We start from the raw sequence: 20,872 nt of genomic DNA, 5'->3' as shown, positions 1-20,872 counted from the left end.
AGTTAATTCGGGCGAAAACACTGGTTTTTCGGGAATAAGTGCAAGAATACATTTAATTCGTGGGAAAGGGGATTGATTTGCTGTTTTCGGGCGAAATAGGTGCATTTGGGCAGTTAATTGGGATGGGCGCGGGGGAGGAGGGCGAATAGAGGGGTTTTGGCAGTTAATTGGGGGGCGGGATCGGGAGATAGGTATAAAGAGATAGAGATAGAGATCGAGATAGGTATAAAAAGATAAAGAGATAAAGAGATAAAGAGATAAAGAGATAAAGAGATAAAGAGATAAAGAGATTAAAATCTTAAAAAATAAAAGATGAAGGGTCGCTAGGCGCGGGGCGTTGGGGGCACGGGCGGAGCCGGGGTGCGATTGGACGATTTCAGAGTGCGGGGATTGGGGGTGGACGATTGGACGATTGGAGACTGGGGGTTCGGGGAAGTTATTTTAATAAATAAAAGATTCGCTTGGCGCGGCCGCCCCTTTTTATCCGCACAGCTGTGATGCACCAAAAAGTGGGGGCTTGTTCAGAAAATGTTCAGAATCGGTTGGTATAGTGGGCAGCGTGGTTCAAAGTCAGCTGGCAATGAAAGATTTCACAAACAGAGGGGAAGAATGTGAATCATGAGAAAACGTTTGAAATCTTCGCAGCCGGGGCGCTTTAACGCGGCGAGCCTGTTGAAAAAAACGGCGCTCGGTACGTTGATCGGGGCTACAGTGTTGGGGACACTGCCCGCGACGATCGGAATTTCCCAAGCTGCGCCCGAAAAAGTGACCGCACCGCTTGTTACGCAGGGCGGATGGCAGCCGGGTTTGAAAAAGATCGAGATTTCGATTCGCGACGCCAACGGAAATTACCCGAATTTCGAGAGAACGCGCGGGCTGATCGCTCAGACGGCTCTGGTCGGATCGAGCGGCGAACCGGCGAACATTTTTGTTTTCAGCGATACAGATAAAAATCAGGTCGTATTGGGAGCCGTTCAGAACAATATGAGCCAGACGTTCACCGCTTTCCCTTCCCTGACGAATCAGGATCAGCATGCGGTTACGGTGAACGACCTGTTCATGGAGTCGTTCAAGTCGCCGGAGTCGCTTCCCAACCTGTACGGCACGGGCCAAGACACCGGATCGGGCACGTCGAACGTTTACCGTCTCGTAATGGAGAAAAACGAGATGTCCGCTTCGCCTCTGCTCGGACCTGAAGTTCTGGCCGATCCGAAAGGGATCGACCAGCAGCCGGGCAGCGAAACGTTGTACGTGGCCGGCGGCAAAGACGGCAAAGTGTGGAAGCTGATTCCGAATCCGGCCTATGTCGTCGACACGACGGACCACATCGAAGGCGGCCTCAGTGGCGGCAATCCTGTAGAGACCGTCGACAACGATGGCGATCCTGTAGAAACGGTTGACAACGACGGCGAACAAACGGTTCCCGGGATTGCTCCCAACGAAGGGAACGAAGTCAAAGAAGTCAACCCAACCGAAGGAACGACAGAAATCGAAGGCACCGAATCCGGTTCCCGCACCTTCGCTCCGTTAAGCGCTCCGAATTCGGACGCAACGACGCAGGGCGCACTGGCTACGCCGTACATGGCGACGGTCGTGGCGGATTTCGATGATGTCCATTCGAACCTGACCGACGTCGCTTACGACAACGGCGATCTGTACGTATCGGATGCCGGGTTGAACCAAATCGTCAGAATCGACCTCGATCAGGCGGGCAAGACGACAGTCGTCGACGCCGGCCTCAACGAGCCGCAGTCGATCGCGCTCGACAATGAGCATAACCTGTACATCGCGGACACCGAAAACCATCAGGTCAAAAAGCTGAATACCGCAACCGGCCAAGTCGAAGTGGTAGCGGGTACCGGCGAAGCTTCCCAAAGTTACGAAGGCGTTCCGGCTGTTCAGTCGTCTCTGACCGAACCAACGAGCGTAGCGGTGGACAAAACGACCGGAGCGCTGTATATCGCGGATCTCGGACGTATCCAGAAGCTTGAGAACCAATTTTTCTACAAACAGGTTCAAGAAGAAGGAAGAGTATGGAACCTGATTGAAAACGTCGCCGGACTGGATCATGTTCGCGATGATATGGAACGTATACAAAACAGGAAAAATTATCGGTTGGCGACCGACATCTCCAAATCGCAGCTCGAAGAATATTACGCGTCCCAGGATAGACCGAACACCTGGGTGCCGATCGGCGGCGGGGAAATCGGGTTCAGCGGTACGTTTGACGGAGCCGGCCACGTGATCGACGGCCTGGAAGTCAAAAATTTGGACGACGACAACAGATACGCAGGTCTCTTCGGTGCCACTTACAAAGCGACCATCCAAAATCTGCGTCTTACGAACGTCAAAATGAACGCGTACAGACAAAGCGGCGGCCTGACTGCCCTCGACTACAGCTCGAACATCAGAAAAGTCGCGGTTGAAGGTACCGTATCCGGTAACCGCTACGTCGGCGGCCTGATCGGGGAATCGAGAGGAACGACGATCGACCAGGCTTACTTTGACGGTAAAGTAAGCGGCACGGGATCGATCGGCGGATTGCTCGGCTACGCTGCGATGGACGGCTACAACATCGTTTCCAACAGCTATGCGTGGGCACAGATGATGCTTACGCCAGAGTATCTGCAGCGCAATCTGGATACGGGCGCGGCCGGCGGATTCGTGGGCACCGTTTCCTATGAAGCGTCGCCGGAAGAAGGAACGGGAGCTTTCCAACACAACTACAGTTCCGCTTCCATCATGACCGCGATCATCGAAGACAGAAACCTTCAAGCGAACGAGACGGTTGTTGAAAGTAAAATCGGACCGTTCGAAGGCTGGGTGTTCTCGGAAATCGAAGTACCGCACGCTTCCAACTATTGGGATAGCGGCGCTTACGGAGCAACGGGAACTTCGAAACTGGCTTCCGCCTTTACGGCGGAAGAAATGAAAGTTCAAGCCAACTTTGCGGAATGGGATTTTGCGAACGTCTGGTCGATGGACCCGATTCGCCAAAACTATCCGATTCTGAAAGTGTTCCTCAAAGAAACGACGCCGCCGCCGGTGACCGAGCCGACGCCGCCGGTAACGGAGCCGACCGTGCCGACGATTCCGTCGACCCCGTCGTTCGAACCGTCGACGCCGATCGTGACGGCACCGACGCCGACGCCATCGAACACGACGACGATCAACGTCAACGTCCAGAACGACAAGACGACCAACGGGTCCGTCGTGTCGACGCTTGCGATCACCCGTACCAAAGGTACGGACGGCACGACCAAGGACGCGCTGCAGCTGACGCCGGCCAAAGCGGCCGAGATCATCAACCTGCTCAAAACGTCCGGTTCCAAAACGGCGGCGATCGTGCTGCCGGACACGAATGACGAAGTGTCGCAGTGGGATCTGACGGTCCCGAACGCGGCTTCCAAAGTGTTGACAGCCGAAGGCGTCGAACTGGTCATTCTCAACCCGAACGTACGTATCACCGTGCCGGCTTCGTCGTTGACGAACCTGACCGACGATCTGTACTTCCGCCTTATTCCGGTGAAAAGCACGTCGACGAGCGCCGAGATTCAAGCGCGCGCGCTGGCGACTCCGGAAATCGTCGCGACAGCGAACGGCGGTAGTATTACGGTACTGGGTCGTCCGATGACGATCGAGACCAATCTGCAAAGCCGTCCGGTAACGCTGACGCTGCCGCTTCCTGCGGGCAGTACGTTCACCGCGGCGCAGCAAAGAAAGCTGGGCGTCTACATCGAGCACAGCGACGGCACGAAGCAGTTGGTGCCGGGCAAAGTCGTAACGGGCGAAGACGGCAAGCCGGGTCTTGAACTGACGGTCAACCACTTCAGCACGTTCACGATCGTGAACGTTAGCAGCTGGGGCGGCACGCTGAACGCGGCGCCGTACATCCTGGGCTACCAGAACGGCAGCTTCAAGCCGGAGCAGGATATTACCCGCGCCGAACTGGCCGCGATCGTCGGCCGCATCACGGGCATGACAACGGGCACGGCCGCATTCAGCGACGTGAAGAACGGAAGCTGGGCGTCGACCGTCGCGGGACCTGCCGCGGCTTCGGGCATCATGACGGGCTACAGCGACGGCACGTTCAAGCCGAACTCGTCGATCACCCGCGCCGAACTGGCCGCGGCACTGGCGAAGCTGCTGCCGCAAAGCGGACTGAACACGTCGGCTGCGGCGGCAGGCTTCCGCGATCTGGCGGCCGGCCACTGGGCGACCGAAGCGGCCGAGCAGCTGCAAGCGGCCGGCGTGATTACGGGCTATGCGGACGGCAGCTTCAAGCCGGAGCAGGCGATCACGCGCGCCGAGGCGGTGACGATGATCAACCGCCTGATCGGTCTGGACGCGTCGACGACGCAGCCGGGCGCCGGCGAGTGGACCGACGTGGCAAGCGCCTATTGGGCGCATGACGCGATCCTCGCGGCTTCGATGAAGCGGTAGAAGACGTCAAAAAAAAGATGCGAGAGATCGGGCTGCGGCCCGGTCTCTTTTTTTATCCGTCTCGCAGAGAAACCATCGAACACCCGGATCTGTCCAGAAAATGTTCAGAGCGCGATGATACGATAGCTCTTAGGAAGCGGGAGTGCAGGTTCCGTATTTCAGATAGAGGGGATGAATCAACAAATGGGAAATACGGCATCTACGGGTCATGAGAAAAGCGGTTGGTTGAAAAAGATTTTCGTTACCGTGCTTGCGGGCGTGCTGCTCGGGGGGACTGTTCCGGTATTCGGGGAGCGGACCGTGCATGCGGAACCTGTTCCGGTCAATCCGACAGAGCCGCAGACGGTGTTTGTCAGCGCAGCCGGCACCGGAGTCCAGGGATCGGCAGAAGGGCCGACGGCAGCGCTCTCGCAGATTGATACGCCGACGGATCTTGCCGTGATCGAGTTGGACGGAAACGGGCATTTGCTTGTCGCCAACGATCCGGGCAACAAAAAAATCTGGTTGATCAACTCGGCGGGCATGACGAACGGTGTCAACGGGCGCGATTATTTGACTTTCCAGCTCAAAGACAACGCCGGCCATATTTTGGCCGCCCGGGATATCGCGTACGACTCCCGAAAAAAAGTTATTTATTTTACGGGTTCGCCCGCGAATCCTTCTTCTTCTCCAAAAGTATTCGCGCTTGATTTCAGCAGCGGTATTACGGAGAATAGCGTGCCTTTGGAAGTCAAGACGCTGATTCCGGGCAACGATCCGGACTTCGCGGAACCGAAAGGTCTGGATGTGTCTTCCGTAACCGGAGATGTGTACACGGCAGACTACCAGAATATAGGCGGGTTCATTATTTCGACGGGAGAGCAGTTTAGCGACGTTCCGGTCAAAAGACCCGATGTCGAATACAATAGCTTGATGGCTATTCAGATCTCCAGCCAAATTCGTTGGAAATACGGGATCTTTGCGGCGCAAGAAGGCGGAGGCTCCTTTGCCAAAGCCTATAACGAGGCAGGCCAAGCTTCAGACTTTGGCGGAGGCGGCGGATTCGAAGGGCCAGCGCTCACCGGCTTTGAAGTGGCTTTGGACCCGCAATACAATCTGCATGCAGCGTACGAATTCGCCAATGTGGCTGCCCGGCTTACGACCTTAAACAATTCGTTGAAAGCGTGGAAAGCGGTAGCGGGTACGGGCGTTCGCGGAATGGGAGCTCTCGGGCAGGCTCCTTTGGCTACCGCGTTGAACTCGCCGAAGGGCATTGCGGTTGCAGTGGATGGCACGCTCTACGTTTCCGATAGCGGGAACCACCGCATTTTGAAAACGGGACTGCCGCAGGACGCCCCCGTCTCGGTGACGGCCCAAGCGGGAGATTCTTCGGCTGAAGTATCATGGAACGCGGCAGCCGACGCCGCATCGTACGACGTGTACAAGCATGCGGGCGAAGCGGCTCCGAGCAGCGAAGCGGACTGGCAGTATGCGGGACAAGCGATTTCGCCCCAGACGTCTGCCAAGATTACCGGGCTGGCCAACGGACAACCTTACGTTTTCGCGGTCAAAGCCAAAGGGGCACAGCTGTATTCCGTGTTCTCTTCTCCGTCGAACGCGGTAACGCCGCAAAGCGTACCGTACGTCTATGAGCAGGAGATCGTCAACGGACAGACGTGGAATCTCGTGCAAAGCGCAGCCGATCTGGACCATATGCGCGACAATCTCGGCCTTAATTACAAGCTTGTCAGAGACTTGTCCGATACCGATCTGGACGAGTACCTGATCGGGAAAAACGGCGATACGAATTGGAGGCCGATCGGCACCAGCAAAGAAATGTTCACGGGGCGGTTCGACGGCGGCAGCCATGCGATAGACGGATTGTCGATCACGAACCGGAGCGGCGGATTGTTCGGCGCGCTGGATCAAGCCCAAATCGGCTATTTGAACCTGACGAACCTGACCATCGAGTCGTTCCAAAGAACGGGCGGTCTCGCGGCAAGCGCGTATCGATCGGAAATCGCGAGGGTATCCGTGGAAGGCAGCATCAAAGGCAGTTCGAACGTTGGCGGCCTCATCGGCTTTCTGGGAGACAGCGACGTTCGCCAGAGTTTCTTCAAAGGTTCCGTTCGCGGCATTCGGCATATCGGGGGCTTGATCGGGACGGCCGAATTCAATGCGACCAACGGAGTCCACACGGTTCAGGACAATTACGCATGGGGTTCGATCGCACAAACGAATCTTTCCGTAACGTCTGCGAACGAAGTGTCGATCCAGACGACCGAATGGGAACACTTTGCCGGATTCGTGGGGAAAGTATCTTCCGACGTACCGAGCGGAGATGCGATGATTTTCAAAAACAACTACGCTTCGATCGAAGCCTCCACGCCTGAAGGACTGGGCGAAACTTCCGCGCTTTGGGGCTTCGGAGGAGCGGACATCGGCCAAGAGCCGCTGCCGTCCGAGTCGAACTATTGGAACACCAAAGCGAACGCCGGAGCCTTGTCACCGGTCATAAAAGCCGCGGCATTGAATGACGACGAGATGAAAGTAATGACCAACTTCGCGAATTGGGACTTCGACAAGATTTGGATCATGGACCCGGTTAGCGGATATCCGGTTTTGCGAGCTTTGACGAACGGCCAGCCGACCACGCCGACCGATCCGACGAACCCTACGAATCCGACCGATCCTACGAATCCGGTGGAACCAAATCCGACCAACCCGCCGGTCACGGAACCGACTACACCGACCGTACCGACGATTCCGTCGACAGGCGGCAGCGAACCGTCGACGCCGGTCGTGACGGCACCGACGCCGTCGAACACGACGACGATCAACGTCAACGTACAGAACGACAAGACGACCAACGGGTCCGTCGTGTCGACGCTTGCGATCACCCGCACCAAAGGCACGGATGGCACGACCAAAGATGCGCTGCAGCTGACGCCGGCCAAAGCGGCCGAGATCATCAACCTGCTCAAAACGTCCGGTTCCAAAACGGCGGCGATCGTGCTGCCGGACACGAATGACGAAGTATCGCAGTGGGATCTGACGGTACCGAACGCGGCTTCCAAAGTGTTGACAGCCGAAGGCGTCGAGCTGGTCATTCTCAACCCGAACGTACGCATCACCGTACCGGCTTCGTCGTTGACGAACCTGACGGACGATCTGTACTTCCGCCTCATTCCGGTGAAAAGCACGTCGACGAGCGCCGAGATTCAAGCGCGTGCGCTGGCCAATCCGGAAATCGTCGCGACAGCGAACGGCGGTAATATTACGGTGCTGGGTCGTCCGATGACGATCGAGACCAATCTGCAAAGCCGTCCGGTAACGCTGACGCTGCCGCTTCCGGCGGGCAGCACGTTCACCGCGGCGCAGCAAAGAAAGCTGGGCGTCTACATCGAGCACAGCGACGGCACGAAGCAGTTGGTGCCGGGCAAAGTCGTAACGGGCGAAGACGGCAAGCCGGGCCTTGAGCTGACGGTCAACCACTTCAGCACGTTCACGATCGTGAACGTCAGCAGCTGGGGCGGCACGCTGAACGCGGCGCCGTACATCTTGGGCTACCAGAACGGCAGCTTCAAGCCGGAGCAGGATATCACCCGCGCCGAACTGGCCGCGATCGTCGGCCGCATCACCGGCGTAACGACCGGCACGGCCGCGTTCAGCGACGTGAAGAACGGAAGCTGGGCGTCGACCGTTGCGGGACCTGCCGCGNNNNTTCGGGCATCATGACGGGCTACAGCGACGGCACGTTCAAGCCGAACGCGTCGATCACCCGCGCCGAACTGGCTGCGGCACTGGCGAAGCTGCTGCCGCAAAGCGGACTGAACACGTCGGCTTCGGCGACGGGCTTCCGCGATCTGGCGGCCGGTCACTGGGTGACCGAAGCAGCCGCGCAGCTGCAAGCGGCCGGCGTCATTACAGGCTATGCGGACGGCAGCTTCAAGCCGGAGCAAGCGATCACGCGCGCCGAGGCGGTGACGATGATCAACCGCCTGATCGGTCTGGACGCGTCGACGACGCAGCCGGGCGCCGGCGAGTGGACCGATGTGGCAAGCGCCTATTGGGCGCACGACGCGATCCTCGCGGCTTCGATGAAACGGTAATCGCGGAGTCGGACGTAAGCGGGATCGCTCAAGCGTGCGGACTGCATCACATGCAGACCGCCAAGCATACTCCTATGCGAAGAACGCGGAAAAACGGTTTATCGCCGTTCTTCACGCAAGGCAGAGACCTTTGCCGCCCTGAGGGAGCGACAAAGGTCTCTGCCTTTTTCTATTGGCGATCCGCAGCTGAGACTCAAGCGGGTGCAGGTCTGGAAGCCAAGCTTAACCGCTGCCGAGCATGAACTTTTTTTACACGTAGAGATTAAATGAGCTAAAAAATGGTTCTTGTTCAGAAAATGTTCAGAATCGGTTGTTATAGTGAGCGTGAAGTGTGTCCATGAGCTTCGGCTCTGCATTTGCCTATAGAGGGGACGAAACAGACAATGAGCAGAAAAAAGGTGACGGCTAGCAGGGGGAACGGTTGGCTGAAAAAAAGCGTGCTTGCGACGTTGGCAGGCGTATTGGTCGGCGGAGGGGCTCTTCCGGCTTTCGGCGTTCAAAAAGCGCATGCGGGCGCGGAAAAAGTCATTCAGGTCGTGGCGGGAACCGGTACGCCGGGTCATACGAGAGCGAGCAAAGCCGCTTTGTCGCAGTTGAACGCTCCCAAGGACATCGATCTGATCGAGATGCAGGGCGCGTCGGGACTTCATATGCTGTTGTTCAACAATACGGGAGATCAGGAAGCCTGGATGGCGATCGGTAACGGTCTTGCGATCTATCCGACTATGAGCGGCAAGGACTATACCCCGATCCGGCTCAAGAACGGCGATCAGAACGTGAGTCTTCAAAACATTGCCGTGTCCAAAGGATCGAACAGCAGCAGCAGCCTCGGCAACAACCTGATTTATTTCACGGGTTCTTCCACCGGTGACCCTTACCCTACCGTATTTGCAATTGCAAATGGCCAGCCGTCTTCGCCCGATGCTTCGGGAACGGTCGAATACCAGATCACGCAGGCATTGAGTTCCGATCAAGTGCGCAATCCGGCAGGGCTGGCAGCGGACGCCATCGGCAACGTCTACGCGTTGGACGAATGGGACAATATGGCTTCCGGCTATCGGATCACGCCTTCGAGCACGGGCAATACGCCTCCGACGGTTACCGAAGCGACTTATTTGAGCGCAAAAGGTCTGTCTGTCGATCTTCCGATCGAAGACATCGCCATGTGGAACAAAGACTATTATATCCTCGATGGCATTGGGAAAATCTACGCCGTAGATAGCACCGACGGCGAAGTGGAGACGCTGCCCGTAAACGGCCTGAAAGATCCGACGGCGCTCAGCGTGGCGCAGAACGGAGACATCTACGTAGCCGATACCGGCAACAATCGGGTGGTTCGCCTGGACGCGGACGAATCGTACCATCTGGATCGCGTAGCCGGCTTGGCCAGCGGCGAAGCGGGCATGGGAGCGGAAGGCGGCTATCCGCTGGAGACGGCTCTTAACGCTCCTGAAGGCGTAGCGGTCGCTAGCGATGGAACGGTATATATTTCCGATACCGGCAACCATCGCGTGCTGCAAATCGCGACTCCGCAGGCAGCTCCTGCGCTCGTAACCGGACAAGCCGCGAACGGAGCGGTCAACTTGTCCTGGAGCGAGGTACCCGACACGCTGTACTATGAAGTTTATCGGTATGCGGGACCGAACGCGCCTTCCGATCCGAGCCAATGGGAATTTGCCGGCCAAACTTCGTTCAGCGGTCAGCCGGGTGCCGCGAGCTTTACGGCGACAGGCCTGAACAACGATCAACCGTACGTGTTCGCGGTAAAAGCCAAAGGCATCCGAAGCACTTCCGCTTTTGCCGTATCCGAGATCGTGACTCCGGTCGGAGAAACGAAATATACGTACGAGCAGCAGCAAATCGAAGGAGTCGTCTGGAATCTGGTCAAAAGCGCGGCCGATCTTGATCATATGCGCGACGACAAGACGCTCAATTACAAGCTGACGACGGATATTTCCAAAGCCGCTCTGGACGCTTACCTGACCGAAACGAAAGAAAGCGTCTATTGGAGACCGATCGGCGGCAAGGAAGGCTTCACCGGTCAGTTCGACGGCGGCGGCCACTCGATCGAAGGCTTGACGGTCCGCGAAGAAGCGGGCGGCCTGTTCTCCTATCTGTATAAAGCGAAGGTCGAGAACTTGCGCCTGACTGCATTGGACATCGTAAACTACGAAAATACGGGCGGTTTGTCCGGAACAGCCTACTATTCGAACATTTCCAAAGTATCGGCCTCAGGCACGATCCAGGGCAGCGGCTCGGTCGGCGGACTGGTCGGAGACTTGCAAAACACGACAATCCGTCAAAGTTTCTTCGACGGATCGGTCAGCGGCAGCGGCAAAGTCGGCGGCCTGATCGGCAGAGCGGCATTCGATTCGGAATACGGAGCTTCGAAAGTTCAAAACAACTACGTCTGGGGAAAAGTGTCCCCGCTGATCTACACGCGAATGAACACGAATACGTTCACGGCGGCCAACACCGATAGAGATCGGTTCGGCGGTTTTGTCGGTACGGTAGAAGCTTTCGGATTCGAAGGAAGCACGAATGCGTTCTCCATTTTCGAAAACAACTATACGTCCGTCGAACTGGACGGAACGATCGGCGATACAAGCTGGATGGAAACTTTCGCTTTCGGCGGTTCGAACGAAGCGATTCCATCCGTGTCGAACTACTGGAACACCAAGTCCAACACGGGCAAAGCCAACGATTTGATTCAGGCCAAGCCTTTGGAAGATACGCAAATGAAAGAACGGGCTAACTTTATCGACTGGGATTTTGAAAAGATTTGGATGATGGACCCGGTTAGCGGGTATCCGATCCTGGGAACGGTCAAAGAAGAACCGACCACTCCGCCGGTCACGGAACCGACTACGCCGACCGTACCGACGATTCCGTCGACCCCGTCGACAGGCAGCGGCGAACCGTCGACGCCGGTCGTGACGGCACCGACGCCGACGCCGTCGAACACGACGACGATCAACGTCAACGTGCAGAACGACAAGACGACCAACGGGTCCGTCGTGTCGACGCTCGCGATCACCCGCACCAAAGGTGCGGACGGCACGACCAAGGACGCGCTGCAGCTGACGCCGGCCAAAGCGGGCGAGATCATCAACCTGCTCAAAACGTCCGGCTCCAAAACGGCGGCGATCGTGCTGCCGGACACGAATGACGAAGTGTCGCAGTGGGATCTGACGGTCCCGAACGCGGCTTCCAAAGTGTTGACAGCCGAAGGCGTCGAGCTGGTCATTCTCAATCCGAACGTACGCATCACCGTGCCGGCTTCGTCGTTGACGAACCTGACCGACGATCTGTACTTCCGCCTCATTCCGGTGAAAAGCACGTCGACGAGCGCCGAGATTCAAGCGCGCGCGCTGGCGACTCCGGAAATCGTCGCGACAGCGAACGGCGGTAATATTACGGTCCTGGGTCGTCCGATGACGATCGAGACCAATCTGCAAAGCCGTCCGGTAACGCTGACGCTGCCGCTTCCGGCGGGCAGCGCGTTCACTGCGGCGCAGCAAAGAAAGCTGGGCGTCTACATCGAGCACAGCGACGGCACGAAGCAGTTGGTGCCGGGCAAAGTCGTAACGGGCGAAGACGGCAAGCCGGGTCTTGAACTGACGGTCAACCGCTTCAGCACGTTCACGATCGTGAACGTCAGCAGCTGGGGCGGCACGCTGAACGCGGCGCCGTACATCCTGGGTTACCAAGACGGCAGCTTCAAGCCGGAGCAGGACATTACCCGCGCCGAACTGGCCGCGATCGTCGGCCGCATCACGGGCATGACGACCGGCACGGCCGCGTTCAGCGACGTGAAGAACGGAAGCTGGGCGTCGACCGTTGCGGGACCTGCCGCANTTCGGGCATCATGACGGGCTACAGCGACGGCACGTTCAAGCCGAACGCGTCGATCACCCGCGCCGAACTGGCTGCGGCACTGGCGAAGCTGCTGCCGCAAAGCGGACTGAACACGTCGGCTTCGGCGGCGGGCTTCCGCGATCTGGCGGCCGGCCACTGGGCGACCGAAGCGGCCGCGCAGCTGCAAGCGGCAGGCGTGATTACGGGCTATGCGGACGGCAGCTTCAAGCCGGAGCAGGCGATCACGCGCGCCGAAGCGGTGACGATGATCAACCGCCTGATCGGTCTGGACGCGTCGACGACGCAGCCGGGCGCCGGCGAATGGACCGACGTGGCAAGCGCCCACTGGGCACATGACGCGATCCTCGCGGCTTCGATGAAGCGGTAGAAAAGCGTTAGAAAGCAGTAGAAGGCGGTAAATGCTTTGAGAAGCGTGAGAAGCGTGAGAAGCGTGAGAAGCGTGAGAAGCGTGGAAAACGCCGAAAGAGAAAGGGTTTAAGAGATCGGGCTGCGGCCCGGTCTCTTTTTTGTTCGTTTGCCGGTTTTGCGGTGAGGCGAGAGGAGGCAGGGCGGGGGAGACTGCGCGGAGCGGGTGTAGAGCCGGCGTAGAGCGTATGTGAAATCGAAGTAAAGCGGATTTATAGCGGACGCAGGGTCGTAGAGTCGTTGTAGAGCAGACGATGAGCCGAATTAGAAGCGGATTTGGAGTGGAATCAGGGCCGAAGTGGAGTGCATTTGGAGCATATAAAGTGGGGCTTGGCGGAAATAGATGCGAAAATACAGCTAATTCGGGCGAAAAGACCTGTTTTTCGGGAATAAGTGCAGGAATACATCTAATTCGTGGGAAAGGGGATTGATTTGTTGTTTTCGGGCGAAATAGGTGCGTTTGGGCAGTTAATTGGAAGGGGTGCGGGTGAGGCGGGGGAATAGATGGGTTTAGGCATTTAATTGGGGGCGAGATCGGGGATAAGTATGAAGAGATAAAGATAAAGATAAAGATAAAGATAAAGATAAAGATAGAGATAAAGATAAAGATAGAGATAAACAGATTAGAATCTTAAAAAATAAAAGATGAAGGGTCGCTGGGCGCGGGGCGTTGGGGGCACGGGCTGGGCCGTGCTTTTGAACGGTTTGGGGGCACGTTGTGGGAGAGATTCAAAGATCATGGTGCATTTGAGAGATTCAGAACCGCGGACGAAGCCGCGAATTAAATAGATCAAAGATTCGCTTGGCGCGGCCGCCACTTTTGATCCGCACAGCTGTGATGCACCCAAAAGTGGGGGCTTGTACAGAAAATGTTCAGATCGTGGTGTTATAGTAATCGTGTTGCAACCTCGCGGCGTCTATTTGAGCGGCGTCGCTGTTCCCTCATCGAAACCTCCCCCCGATTCACGGTTTCGTGCACGACGAGAAGCACCCGCGCCTCCCTCCTCTGCGCGGGTGCTTTTCTGATGCCGCCTGCCGGATTTTTCCGCGGGCCTGCCATCTTTTTACACATTCTTGCTTGCCAAGGTGAGCGGATACGGGTAATGATGAGTAGAACCGCCGCCCAAAAGAACCTTTTTCCGCAAAACGAATTTTTTTCCGAATAAACGATCCTGCTCTCCCGAACGAATGACCGTGCGCCCATTTCCTATAGAAAGGTGTGACCGCCATGACCACCGTGTCCCGAGTGCTGCTGCTCGTCGTCTGGCTGGCCTTCATCACTTACGCGCTGTTCTTCGCGCCCGGAGCGGGCGGCGGGGAAGATCCGTGGCTGCGTACGCTGCTCACGCTGCGGCCCGACGAACCTTCGCTGCTGGCCATGTTTACGCTGCTCGGCCTGTACCCGTTGACGTTCGCCTGCATGCTGCTGCGCCATGACGATCGCAAAGTACCGGCCTGGCCGTTCGTGCTGGTGTCGTTTGCGCTCGGCGCGTTCGCGCTGCTGCCGTATTACATCCTCACTTCGGCGACGCACGCCGGTTCGCACGATCTGCGCTTGTCCGAAAAGCTGCGCCGCACCGCGGAATCGCAGACCACGCACGCCGTCTTGTTCGTGCTTACGCTTGGCGTCATGGTATGGGGCCTGCTCGCGGGCGACTTCGGCGTCTATGCGGAAGCGTTCCGCACGTCGCATTTCGTGAACGTGATGACGCTCGATTTCGGTCTGCTCACGCTGCTGTCCGTCTACGCGATCTATACCGGTTCTCGCCGCCGTTCGCTGCCGCAGGCGATGGCGCTGCTCGGGCTGATCCCGATTCTGGGCCTGCTCGTATACGTCTGGATGACGCGCATGGACGAGACCGCATCGCCGTACGTGCCGTCCGAGACAAGAATGAAGAGCCGGCGCCGGCAAAAAAGCAGCTAGAAGCGGTTAACGTAACGGTAATCGGGTGTAGGGAAGCTTGGCGAGTCCCGTCACGCCCATGTCCAAACGCTTTTTCCGGCCGCGCGCCAAAACCCCCGTACTTCCGGTCTGCCGGAACGTCCGCGGGTTTTTTGCCGTATGCGCACTAGTTGTATCCCGCTTGATTCGCTCCACAAACCTACCCCATCAACAAGCCCTACCCGTCCTCGCCGCCGCTTTTCAGCCCGCCGGTCCGGTACACGACCTCGGCCGGCCGGCTGCGGATGTACTCCAGCAGCTGCCCGGCCATATAGTCCGGTGAGTGGGCGTAGCTGCCTTTGATCCATTCGAGAATCATGCCCCAGATCGCGTAGGCCTGATAGCCGGCGTACAGCTCGCGGTCGATCCGGGGGTTGTCGTCGCTCGCTTCCAGATCGTGCAGGCTGAGTTCCTTGATGACGCCGCAGATGCGGTCCGCCAAGCCGGGCAGCGCCTGCGACTCGACGATCAGCGTATAGAAGGCGGCATGCCGATGCACGTGTTCGAAAATTTTGATGCCCGGCGCGGTCAGTTCTTTGAGCACGAAAGGATCGGCTCGCAGATACGGTTCCCGGAACGAAGCGATCAGGTCGATCATGGCGTCTTCGACCGTTTCGGCGAGGAGCTGTTCTGTATCGCGGTAATGTTTGTAAAAAGTGCCCCGGTTGAGGTCGGCGCCGCGCACCAGGTCGGTGATCGAGATTTCTTTGAACGCGCGTTCGCGCATCAAGGCGATCAGCGTCTCTTTGAGCGCCTGCTTGGACTTGCGGACCCGGCGGTCGGTCTGCGAGACAGGCTCGCGGTGCGCGGAATCCGTGAAACGGTTTGTCATCGTCGTTCCTCCTTGGCTGCGCCGCCGATGTTTGCCCAAGCGCCTAATGAACATTTGCTTGCCGGAGTGTCCACTAATGCACAAAAGCGCTTTCTTTTACCGATTGTGGGCGCTGTCTATGATTGATTATACTAAAGTCGAAGACAGTTAATGAACATTTGTTTACGAACGACACTCGAACGGCAAAACAGGAGGCGACACGATGAAACTTCAGGGCAAAACGGCAATCGTAACGGGCGCGGCATCGGGCATGGGACGCAGCATCGCGATCCTGTATGCGGCGGAAGGCGCCAACGTGACGGTCTCGGATATCAATCTCGAAGCGGCGGAGACGGTCGCGCAGGAGATCAGGGATGCGGGCGGCGAAGCGTTTGCGATCCGGACGAACGTCACTTCCGAAGACGATATCGGCCAGCTGGTCGACCTTACGGTGGAAAAATACGGCACGCTCGACATTCTCGTCAACAACGCGGGCATCATGGACGGCTTCACACCGGCGGGCGACCTGACCGACGAGCTGTGGGAGCGCGTCTTCGCGATCAATACGACAGGGCCGATGCGGGCGATCCGCAAAGCGCTGCCGATCTTCCTGGAAAAAGGACAGGGCGTGATCGTCAACGTCGCTTCGGCGGGCGGATTGAACGGTTCGCGCGCGGGCGCGGCCTATACGGCGTCCAAGCACGCGGTCGTCGGCCTGACCAAAAACGTCGGCTTCCAATACGCGGTCAAAGGCATCCGCTGCAACGCGATCGCCCCGGGCGGCGTGGCGACGAACATCTCGGCCACGATGGGCCAGCCGAACGAATTCGGCATGGAACGCGCCATGATCGGCATGGGTCTCAATCCGCGGATCGGCGAAGCGGACGAAATCGCCAAAGTGGCGCTGTTCCTCGGCTCCGACGATTCGAGCTTCGTCAACGGCGTTACGCTGACGGCGGACGCGGGCTGGACCGCCTACTGAGTCCCGGCAGCACGATCGAACGCTGCGGCGGCGCGAAAAAAACCTCTTCGAACGGCAGCGGAGCCCGCACAGGCTTCGCCGCCGATTCGAAGAGGTTTTTCGGCATGGGTTACTGCCGGCCGGGCACGCCTCGCGGTTCGGGCGGGTCAGACCCTTCATACCGCTTATGCCGCTTTGCCTGCCCGATGCCGCATCGCGGCCAGAATCAGCGAAGTCAGCAGCAGCAGGCCGGCGCCGACAGCCAGCACGGCCGAGAACGACTGATCGAACGCCTGCATCGCCAGCGTTCTGAGCAGCGCCGAAGCTTCGGCCGGCAGGCTCTCCGCGGCGGCCAGCGCTCCGTCGAGGCTGTCGGAAGCGCCGGCCAGGCCGCGCAGGCTGTCCGGCAGCGCAAGCGTGCCGGTGTACACGCTGGACGCCAGGCTGCCCAGCACCGCGATGCCGACCGCTCCGCCCAGCTCGAACGAGACTTCCTCGACGGAAGCGGCCATGCCGGCCTGTTCCGCCGGCGCCTGGTTCATGATCGCGCTGGACGCCGACGACATGGCCGCGCCGAGGCCCGCTCCGATCACGATCATGCACGCGATCTGCACGATCGGCGACGACTCGTAGCCGAACAGGAAAGCGCCGGTGCCGATGCCCGCCGTCAGCAGCGAGAGCAGCAGAACTTTGACGATGTTCAGCCGGTGCAGCACGCCGCCGAGCAGCGTGCCGGCGAAAAAGGCGGCGATCGGCAGCGGCAGAATGAACAGCCCCGCCTGCAGCGGCGACAGCCCGAGCACGAGCTGCAGACGCTGCGTCAGCAGGTATTCGAGGCCGATCAGCGAGAACGAGGCCATCAGGGCGGTCACCGCCCCGGCGGTAAAGCGGATATTGCGGAACAGTGCGAAGTCGATCAGCGGATCGGGGCTGCGCCGCTGCCGGCGGACGAATCCGATCAGGGACAAGGCGCCGACGATCGCGGCGAGTGCCGCGATCGTCGCCGAACCGTCCGCCCGGGCGAATTCCTTGACTCCGTACAGGACACCGACCAAGCCGGCCATGACGAGCAGCGACGACGCGAAGTCCCACTTTTTGCCCGCCGAAGAGGCGCCGCGCGGCACGATCCGGATCGAAGCGACCAGCGCCAGTGCCACGATCGGGACGTTGATCAGAAAGACCGAGCCCCAATAGAAATGTTCCAGCAGGAAGCCGCCGACGAGCGGGCCGAGACCCGCGCCGCCCGACGAGACGGACGCCCAGATGCCGATCGCGAGCGAGCGCTCTTTGGCGTCGGTGAACGTCAAGCGGATAATGGACAAGGTGGCGGGCATCATCATCGCGGCGCCGACGGCCAGCAGCACGCGGGCCGCGATCAGCATCGCCACGCTCGGCGAGAACGCCGCCGCCAGCGACGCCAGGCCGAATACGACCAGGCCGAAGTTGAACAGCCGCTTGTGGCCGAGGCGGTCGCCGAGCACGCCCATGGAAGGCAGCAGGCCGGCCATGACGAGCGGATAGGCGTTCACGATCCACAGCTTGCCGGAAGCGTCGGCGGACAGCTCGCGGGTCAGCGTGGGCAGTGCCGTGTACAGCACCGTCATATCGATCACGATCAAAAATAGGGCGCTGGAGACGATCGCGAGCACGATCCAGCGTTTGGCTTGGGTGAACATGGGGAAATCCTCCTTGATTTTCATGGCGTTTGTAAGGTATACCAAAAGGATAAAGGTTGGAGCGACTCCAAGGTCAAGCCGAATTTTCGGCCGGCCCGATCCTTTTGCATCCGCAGTCCCCAAGGAGGTGAGCATGATCGACGCAGGCAAACTGACCGTCAGCGAAATGGCCAAGCTGTGCGGCATTTCGGCCGATACGCTGCGTTATTACGACAAGATCGGCTTGTTCCGTCCCGCCCGGATCGATCCCGACAACGGCTATCGCTACTATTCTGTCATGCAGAGCGAAGTGATCGGGACGGTGGTGGAACTGCGCCACGTCGGCTTTTCCATCGAAGAAATCCGGCAGTTCATGGAAGGGCGCAACGTGGAGAAGTCGGTGGAGCTGCTCCAGCGCGCCGTAAGCCGGATCGACGCCCGGGCCGCGGAGCTGCGCCGCATCTCGCGCACGCTGAACAGCCGGTTGTCGCAGCTGCAGGCGTTTCGGACCGATTATGCGGACGCCGACGTGATCGTGCGCGAGCTGCCGCGGCGCCGCTACACGGTGCTGCCCGGCCGGGTGAACCTGCTCGACCCCGAAGACATTCTGCACGGATTCATCCGGATGGAGAAGCAGCTGAACGAGAGCCTGCCTTTTCTGGCGAGCAATCGGAGCGGCGTGTTTCTGGAGCGGCAGCACGTCTCCGATCCGCCGGACCGGAATGTTGTGGCGCGGGAGAACGTGATTTTCACCCTGGTCGAACACGGCCGCGCAAGAGGCAAGCTGCCCGAGTTTGCCGCCGGCCGATACGCCTGCACCCGTTATTCGGGCGATCCTTTTGACGGATACATGGACGGAATGCGGCGCCTGCTCGCTTATATACGGGAGCACGGGCTGGAGATCCGGGGCGGCGTCTGCTGCCTGATCCAGATCGATATTTCGCTGACGGACCTGACGGAAGAATCGGTATACGAGATGCAGATAAGGGTATAATTCGATAATTATTTATTGCAAAACGATAAATAATACGTTAAACTCAAAGCAAATCCAATCCAACTGATAAGCGAGGGAAAGGTTATGCAGCGAGGAATCACTCTTTTTCTGAAGGCGTCCGTTATCCTGATCGGCCTGCCGATTCTGGCTATTTACGTATTCGTGGTGCCGGGGATCGGGCATTTTGCGGCGGAATTGTACCCGGAGAGTCCTTCGATCCGGATCTGGGTCTGGATCGACCTGTACGCGACGGCGATTCCGTTCTATTGGGCGCTGGTCGAGTCGTTCCGGCTGCTCGGCCATATCGAGCACAAGCGCGCGTTCTCCGACCTGGCCGTGCAGGCGCTCAAACGGATCAAGTACAGCGGCATGGGCGTCGGCGGGCTGTTTGCGCTCGGCATGCCGCTGTTCTACCTGATGGCCGAGCGCGACGACGCGCCGGGCATCATCGTCATCGGCATGGTGATCGTCTTCGCGTCGCTCGTAATCGCGGTGTTCGCGGCGGTGCTGCAGCAGCTGCTTCAGGAAGCGATCGCTATCCAGCTAGAAAATGAATGGACGGTCTGAGGTGAAACCTATGGCGATTATTATCAATATCGATGTCATGCTGGCCAAGCGCAAGATGAGCGTGACCGAGCTGTCCGAACGGATCGGCATCACGATGGCCAATCTGTCGATACTCAAAAACGGCAAAGCCAAAGCGGTCCGGCTGTCGACGCTCGAAGCGATCTGCAGCGCGCTCGACTGCCAGCCCGGCGACCTGCTGGAGTATCGGCCGGACGTCGACGAAGCTCCGTGACGATCGCTCCGTTGAAGGTGCGAAAGGTTGGCGCTTTGCGGCAGATTCGGCAGGCCCCCCGCCCGATGGCGGAGGGGCTTTTTGGTGCGTTCTGCCTGTTTCCGGGGCTGCCGTATTTTTGTCAAAACCTTTTTTGATCCGCCCTATACCCCGACGGCGGCCGATAAGGTACAGTAGGGAAAGTGGAATGGACAGGGAGGATCGGAAATGAACATTTACGAAGAATTGGCAGCCGTGAAAGGGCGGGACGGGTTTATCGAATTCGTGCATCGCCTGACGAAAGATCTGGAAAAGAACGGCGAGGAATGGGCCAACGTCACGCTAAAAGATTATTTGCTCGGCATCGCTTCCTGGGTGGAAGACGGCGTGCACGAGCAGGACGAGCAAAGCGGACGGATGCCGGGAGCTTCGGTTCCGCGCCGGGCGGACGTGGAATGGGAACGGCTGGCGTTTCTGCTGTTTGCGGCGGGCCGATACGAATAAGAGCGTCAGCGGGCGCGAGGACGGCGGAAACAGGTTCTTTTTCTGCTGTAAAATGGTATAGTGAACACGGAAACAATGCGGACGGACGTTGGACAGGCGAGACGAGCGGTATCCAATTTTAATATAATGGAGAGTTAAATATAATGAGCGAACACAAAGACAAGTCGACGACACCGAGCCGCAAAGAGCGCAAGCTGCTGACGGCCAAAGAAGAAAAGAAAAAGAACAGGGGCTCCGGCAAAAAGCCGGCGGCGCCCAAACGCAGCGCCAAACCGGCAGCCGGCGCAAGCGATTCCGCTTCCGCGGGCAGCCGTCCGGCGCAGGCGCCGGGCGATCGCCCGGCCGCGTCCGGCGCGCAGCGGCGGTTGTCCGCTGCGGCAGGCGGCGCTCGCGGCGCGCGCGGCTCTTC

The 20,872-nt window shown here is 58.7% G+C and carries 14 protein-coding genes; 12 read left to right on the top strand and 2 right to left on the bottom strand.

All coding sequences use genetic code 11. The features are described 5' to 3' along the window. Positions 1-618 precede the first annotated feature (618 nt). From FTE24_RS09030 to FTE24_RS09005, 6 genes are all read left to right on the top strand, one after another. Complete coding sequence (locus FTE24_RS09030) at positions 619-4,443, top strand: S-layer homology domain-containing protein (protein WP_150232390.1); 3,825 nt, start codon at positions 619-621, stop codon at positions 4,441-4,443. A gap of 171 nt (positions 4,444-4,614) precedes the next feature. Then, positions 4,615-8,160, top strand: a complete 3,546-nt coding sequence (locus tag FTE24_RS09025) for a fibronectin type III domain-containing protein (RefSeq protein ID WP_442978166.1) — start codon at positions 4,615-4,617, stop codon at positions 8,158-8,160. Then, complete coding sequence (locus FTE24_RS09020; RefSeq protein ID WP_160441710.1) at positions 8,157-8,534, top strand: S-layer homology domain-containing protein; 378 nt, start codon at positions 8,157-8,159, stop codon at positions 8,532-8,534. The genes FTE24_RS09025 and FTE24_RS09020 overlap by 4 nt, the downstream gene beginning before the upstream one ends. A 383-nt stretch (positions 8,535-8,917) precedes the next feature. Next, positions 8,918-12,406: an NHL domain-containing protein gene (locus tag FTE24_RS23470; RefSeq protein WP_160441706.1), complete on the top strand. Its 3,489-nt coding sequence runs from the start codon at positions 8,918-8,920 to the stop codon at positions 12,404-12,406. After that, entirely contained in the window at positions 12,403-12,780 is a 378-nt protein-coding gene (locus FTE24_RS09010; RefSeq protein ID WP_160441709.1) for an S-layer homology domain-containing protein, read from the top strand. The genes FTE24_RS23470 and FTE24_RS09010 overlap by 4 nt, the downstream gene beginning before the upstream one ends. Positions 12,781-14,046: 1,266 nt before the next feature. Further along, positions 14,047-14,742, top strand: coding sequence for a hypothetical protein (locus FTE24_RS09005; protein ID WP_150232384.1), 696 nt, complete (start codon positions 14,047-14,049; stop codon positions 14,740-14,742). Positions 14,743-14,938: 196 nt separating this feature from the next. On the opposite strand, the gene FTE24_RS09000 is transcribed toward FTE24_RS09005, so the two are convergent. Beyond that, the gene (locus tag FTE24_RS09000) at positions 14,939-15,592 is read right to left on the bottom strand and encodes a TetR/AcrR family transcriptional regulator (RefSeq protein ID WP_150232381.1); all 654 of its coding nucleotides are present in this window, start codon (positions 15,590-15,592) and stop codon (positions 14,939-14,941) included. Positions 15,593-15,794: 202 nt separating this feature from the next. Here FTE24_RS09000 and FTE24_RS08995 point away from each other — a divergent pair, with 202 nt between their 5' ends. After that, entirely contained in the window at positions 15,795-16,553 is a 759-nt protein-coding gene (locus tag FTE24_RS08995; protein ID WP_150232379.1) for an SDR family oxidoreductase, read from the top strand. Between the two features lie 164 nt (positions 16,554-16,717). On the opposite strand, the gene FTE24_RS08990 is transcribed toward FTE24_RS08995, so the two are convergent. Then, complete coding sequence (locus FTE24_RS08990) at positions 16,718-18,208, bottom strand: MFS transporter (RefSeq protein WP_150232376.1); 1,491 nt, start codon at positions 18,206-18,208, stop codon at positions 16,718-16,720. 133 nt (positions 18,209-18,341) lie between these two features. On the opposite strand from FTE24_RS08990, the gene FTE24_RS08985 reads away from it, so the two are divergent. From FTE24_RS08985 to FTE24_RS08965, 5 genes are all read left to right on the top strand, one after another. Continuing rightward, on the top strand, positions 18,342-19,181 hold the full coding sequence (locus FTE24_RS08985; RefSeq protein WP_160441705.1) for a MerR family transcriptional regulator: 840 nt from the start codon (positions 18,342-18,344) through the stop codon (positions 19,179-19,181). A gap of 84 nt (positions 19,182-19,265) precedes the next feature. Then, positions 19,266-19,748 (top strand): DUF2975 domain-containing protein, encoded by a 483-nt coding sequence (locus FTE24_RS08980; protein ID WP_150232372.1) that lies wholly within the window; start codon positions 19,266-19,268, stop codon positions 19,746-19,748. A 10-nt stretch (positions 19,749-19,758) separates the two neighbouring features. Further along, a complete protein-coding gene (locus FTE24_RS08975; protein ID WP_141448509.1) occupies positions 19,759-19,980 on the top strand; it encodes a helix-turn-helix domain-containing protein in 222 nt (73 codons plus the stop codon). Between the two features lie 207 nt (positions 19,981-20,187). Continuing rightward, positions 20,188-20,463, top strand: a complete 276-nt coding sequence (locus FTE24_RS08970) for a DUF7660 family protein (RefSeq protein ID WP_150232370.1) — start codon at positions 20,188-20,190, stop codon at positions 20,461-20,463. A gap of 143 nt (positions 20,464-20,606) precedes the next feature. Next, positions 20,607-20,872 (top strand): hypothetical protein (locus FTE24_RS08965; protein ID WP_202111813.1); only part of this gene is annotated, 266 nt, incomplete at its 3' end.

The sequence above is a fragment of the Saccharibacillus sp. WB 17 genome, from assembly GCF_008634075.2.
In the GTDB taxonomy this organism is placed as follows: Bacteria; Bacillota; Bacilli; order Paenibacillales; family Paenibacillaceae; genus Saccharibacillus; species Saccharibacillus brassicae.
The sequence above is the reverse complement of the archived record's forward strand: the minus strand, read 5'-3'. Positions and strand labels throughout refer to the sequence as shown.

Bases quoted from the DNA above. Each gene is read 5' to 3' on its own strand.
- FTE24_RS08975 (WP_141448509.1), top strand. From the start codon at position 19,759: ATGGCGATTATTATCAATATCGATGTCATGCTGGCCAAGCGCAAGATG.
- FTE24_RS08980 (WP_150232372.1), top strand. From the start codon at position 19,266: ATGCAGCGAGGAATCACTCTTTTTCTGAAGGCGTCCGTTATCCTGATC.
- FTE24_RS08990 (WP_150232376.1), bottom strand. From the start codon at position 18,208: ATGTTCACCCAAGCCAAACGCTGGATCGTGCTCGCGATCGTCTCCAGC.
- FTE24_RS09020 (WP_160441710.1), top strand. From the start codon at position 8,157: ATGACGGGCTACAGCGACGGCACGTTCAAGCCGAACGCGTCGATCACC.
- FTE24_RS09010 (WP_160441709.1), top strand. From the start codon at position 12,403: ATGACGGGCTACAGCGACGGCACGTTCAAGCCGAACGCGTCGATCACC.
- FTE24_RS09030 (WP_150232390.1), top strand. From the start codon at position 619: ATGAGAAAACGTTTGAAATCTTCGCAGCCGGGGCGCTTTAACGCGGCG.
- FTE24_RS08985 (WP_160441705.1), top strand. From the start codon at position 18,342: ATGATCGACGCAGGCAAACTGACCGTCAGCGAAATGGCCAAGCTGTGC.
- FTE24_RS09000 (WP_150232381.1), bottom strand. From the start codon at position 15,592: ATGACAAACCGTTTCACGGATTCCGCGCACCGCGAGCCTGTCTCGCAG.
- FTE24_RS08995 (WP_150232379.1), top strand. From the start codon at position 15,795: ATGAAACTTCAGGGCAAAACGGCAATCGTAACGGGCGCGGCATCGGGC.
- FTE24_RS08970 (WP_150232370.1), top strand. From the start codon at position 20,188: ATGAACATTTACGAAGAATTGGCAGCCGTGAAAGGGCGGGACGGGTTT.
- FTE24_RS09005 (WP_150232384.1), top strand. From the start codon at position 14,047: ATGACCACCGTGTCCCGAGTGCTGCTGCTCGTCGTCTGGCTGGCCTTC.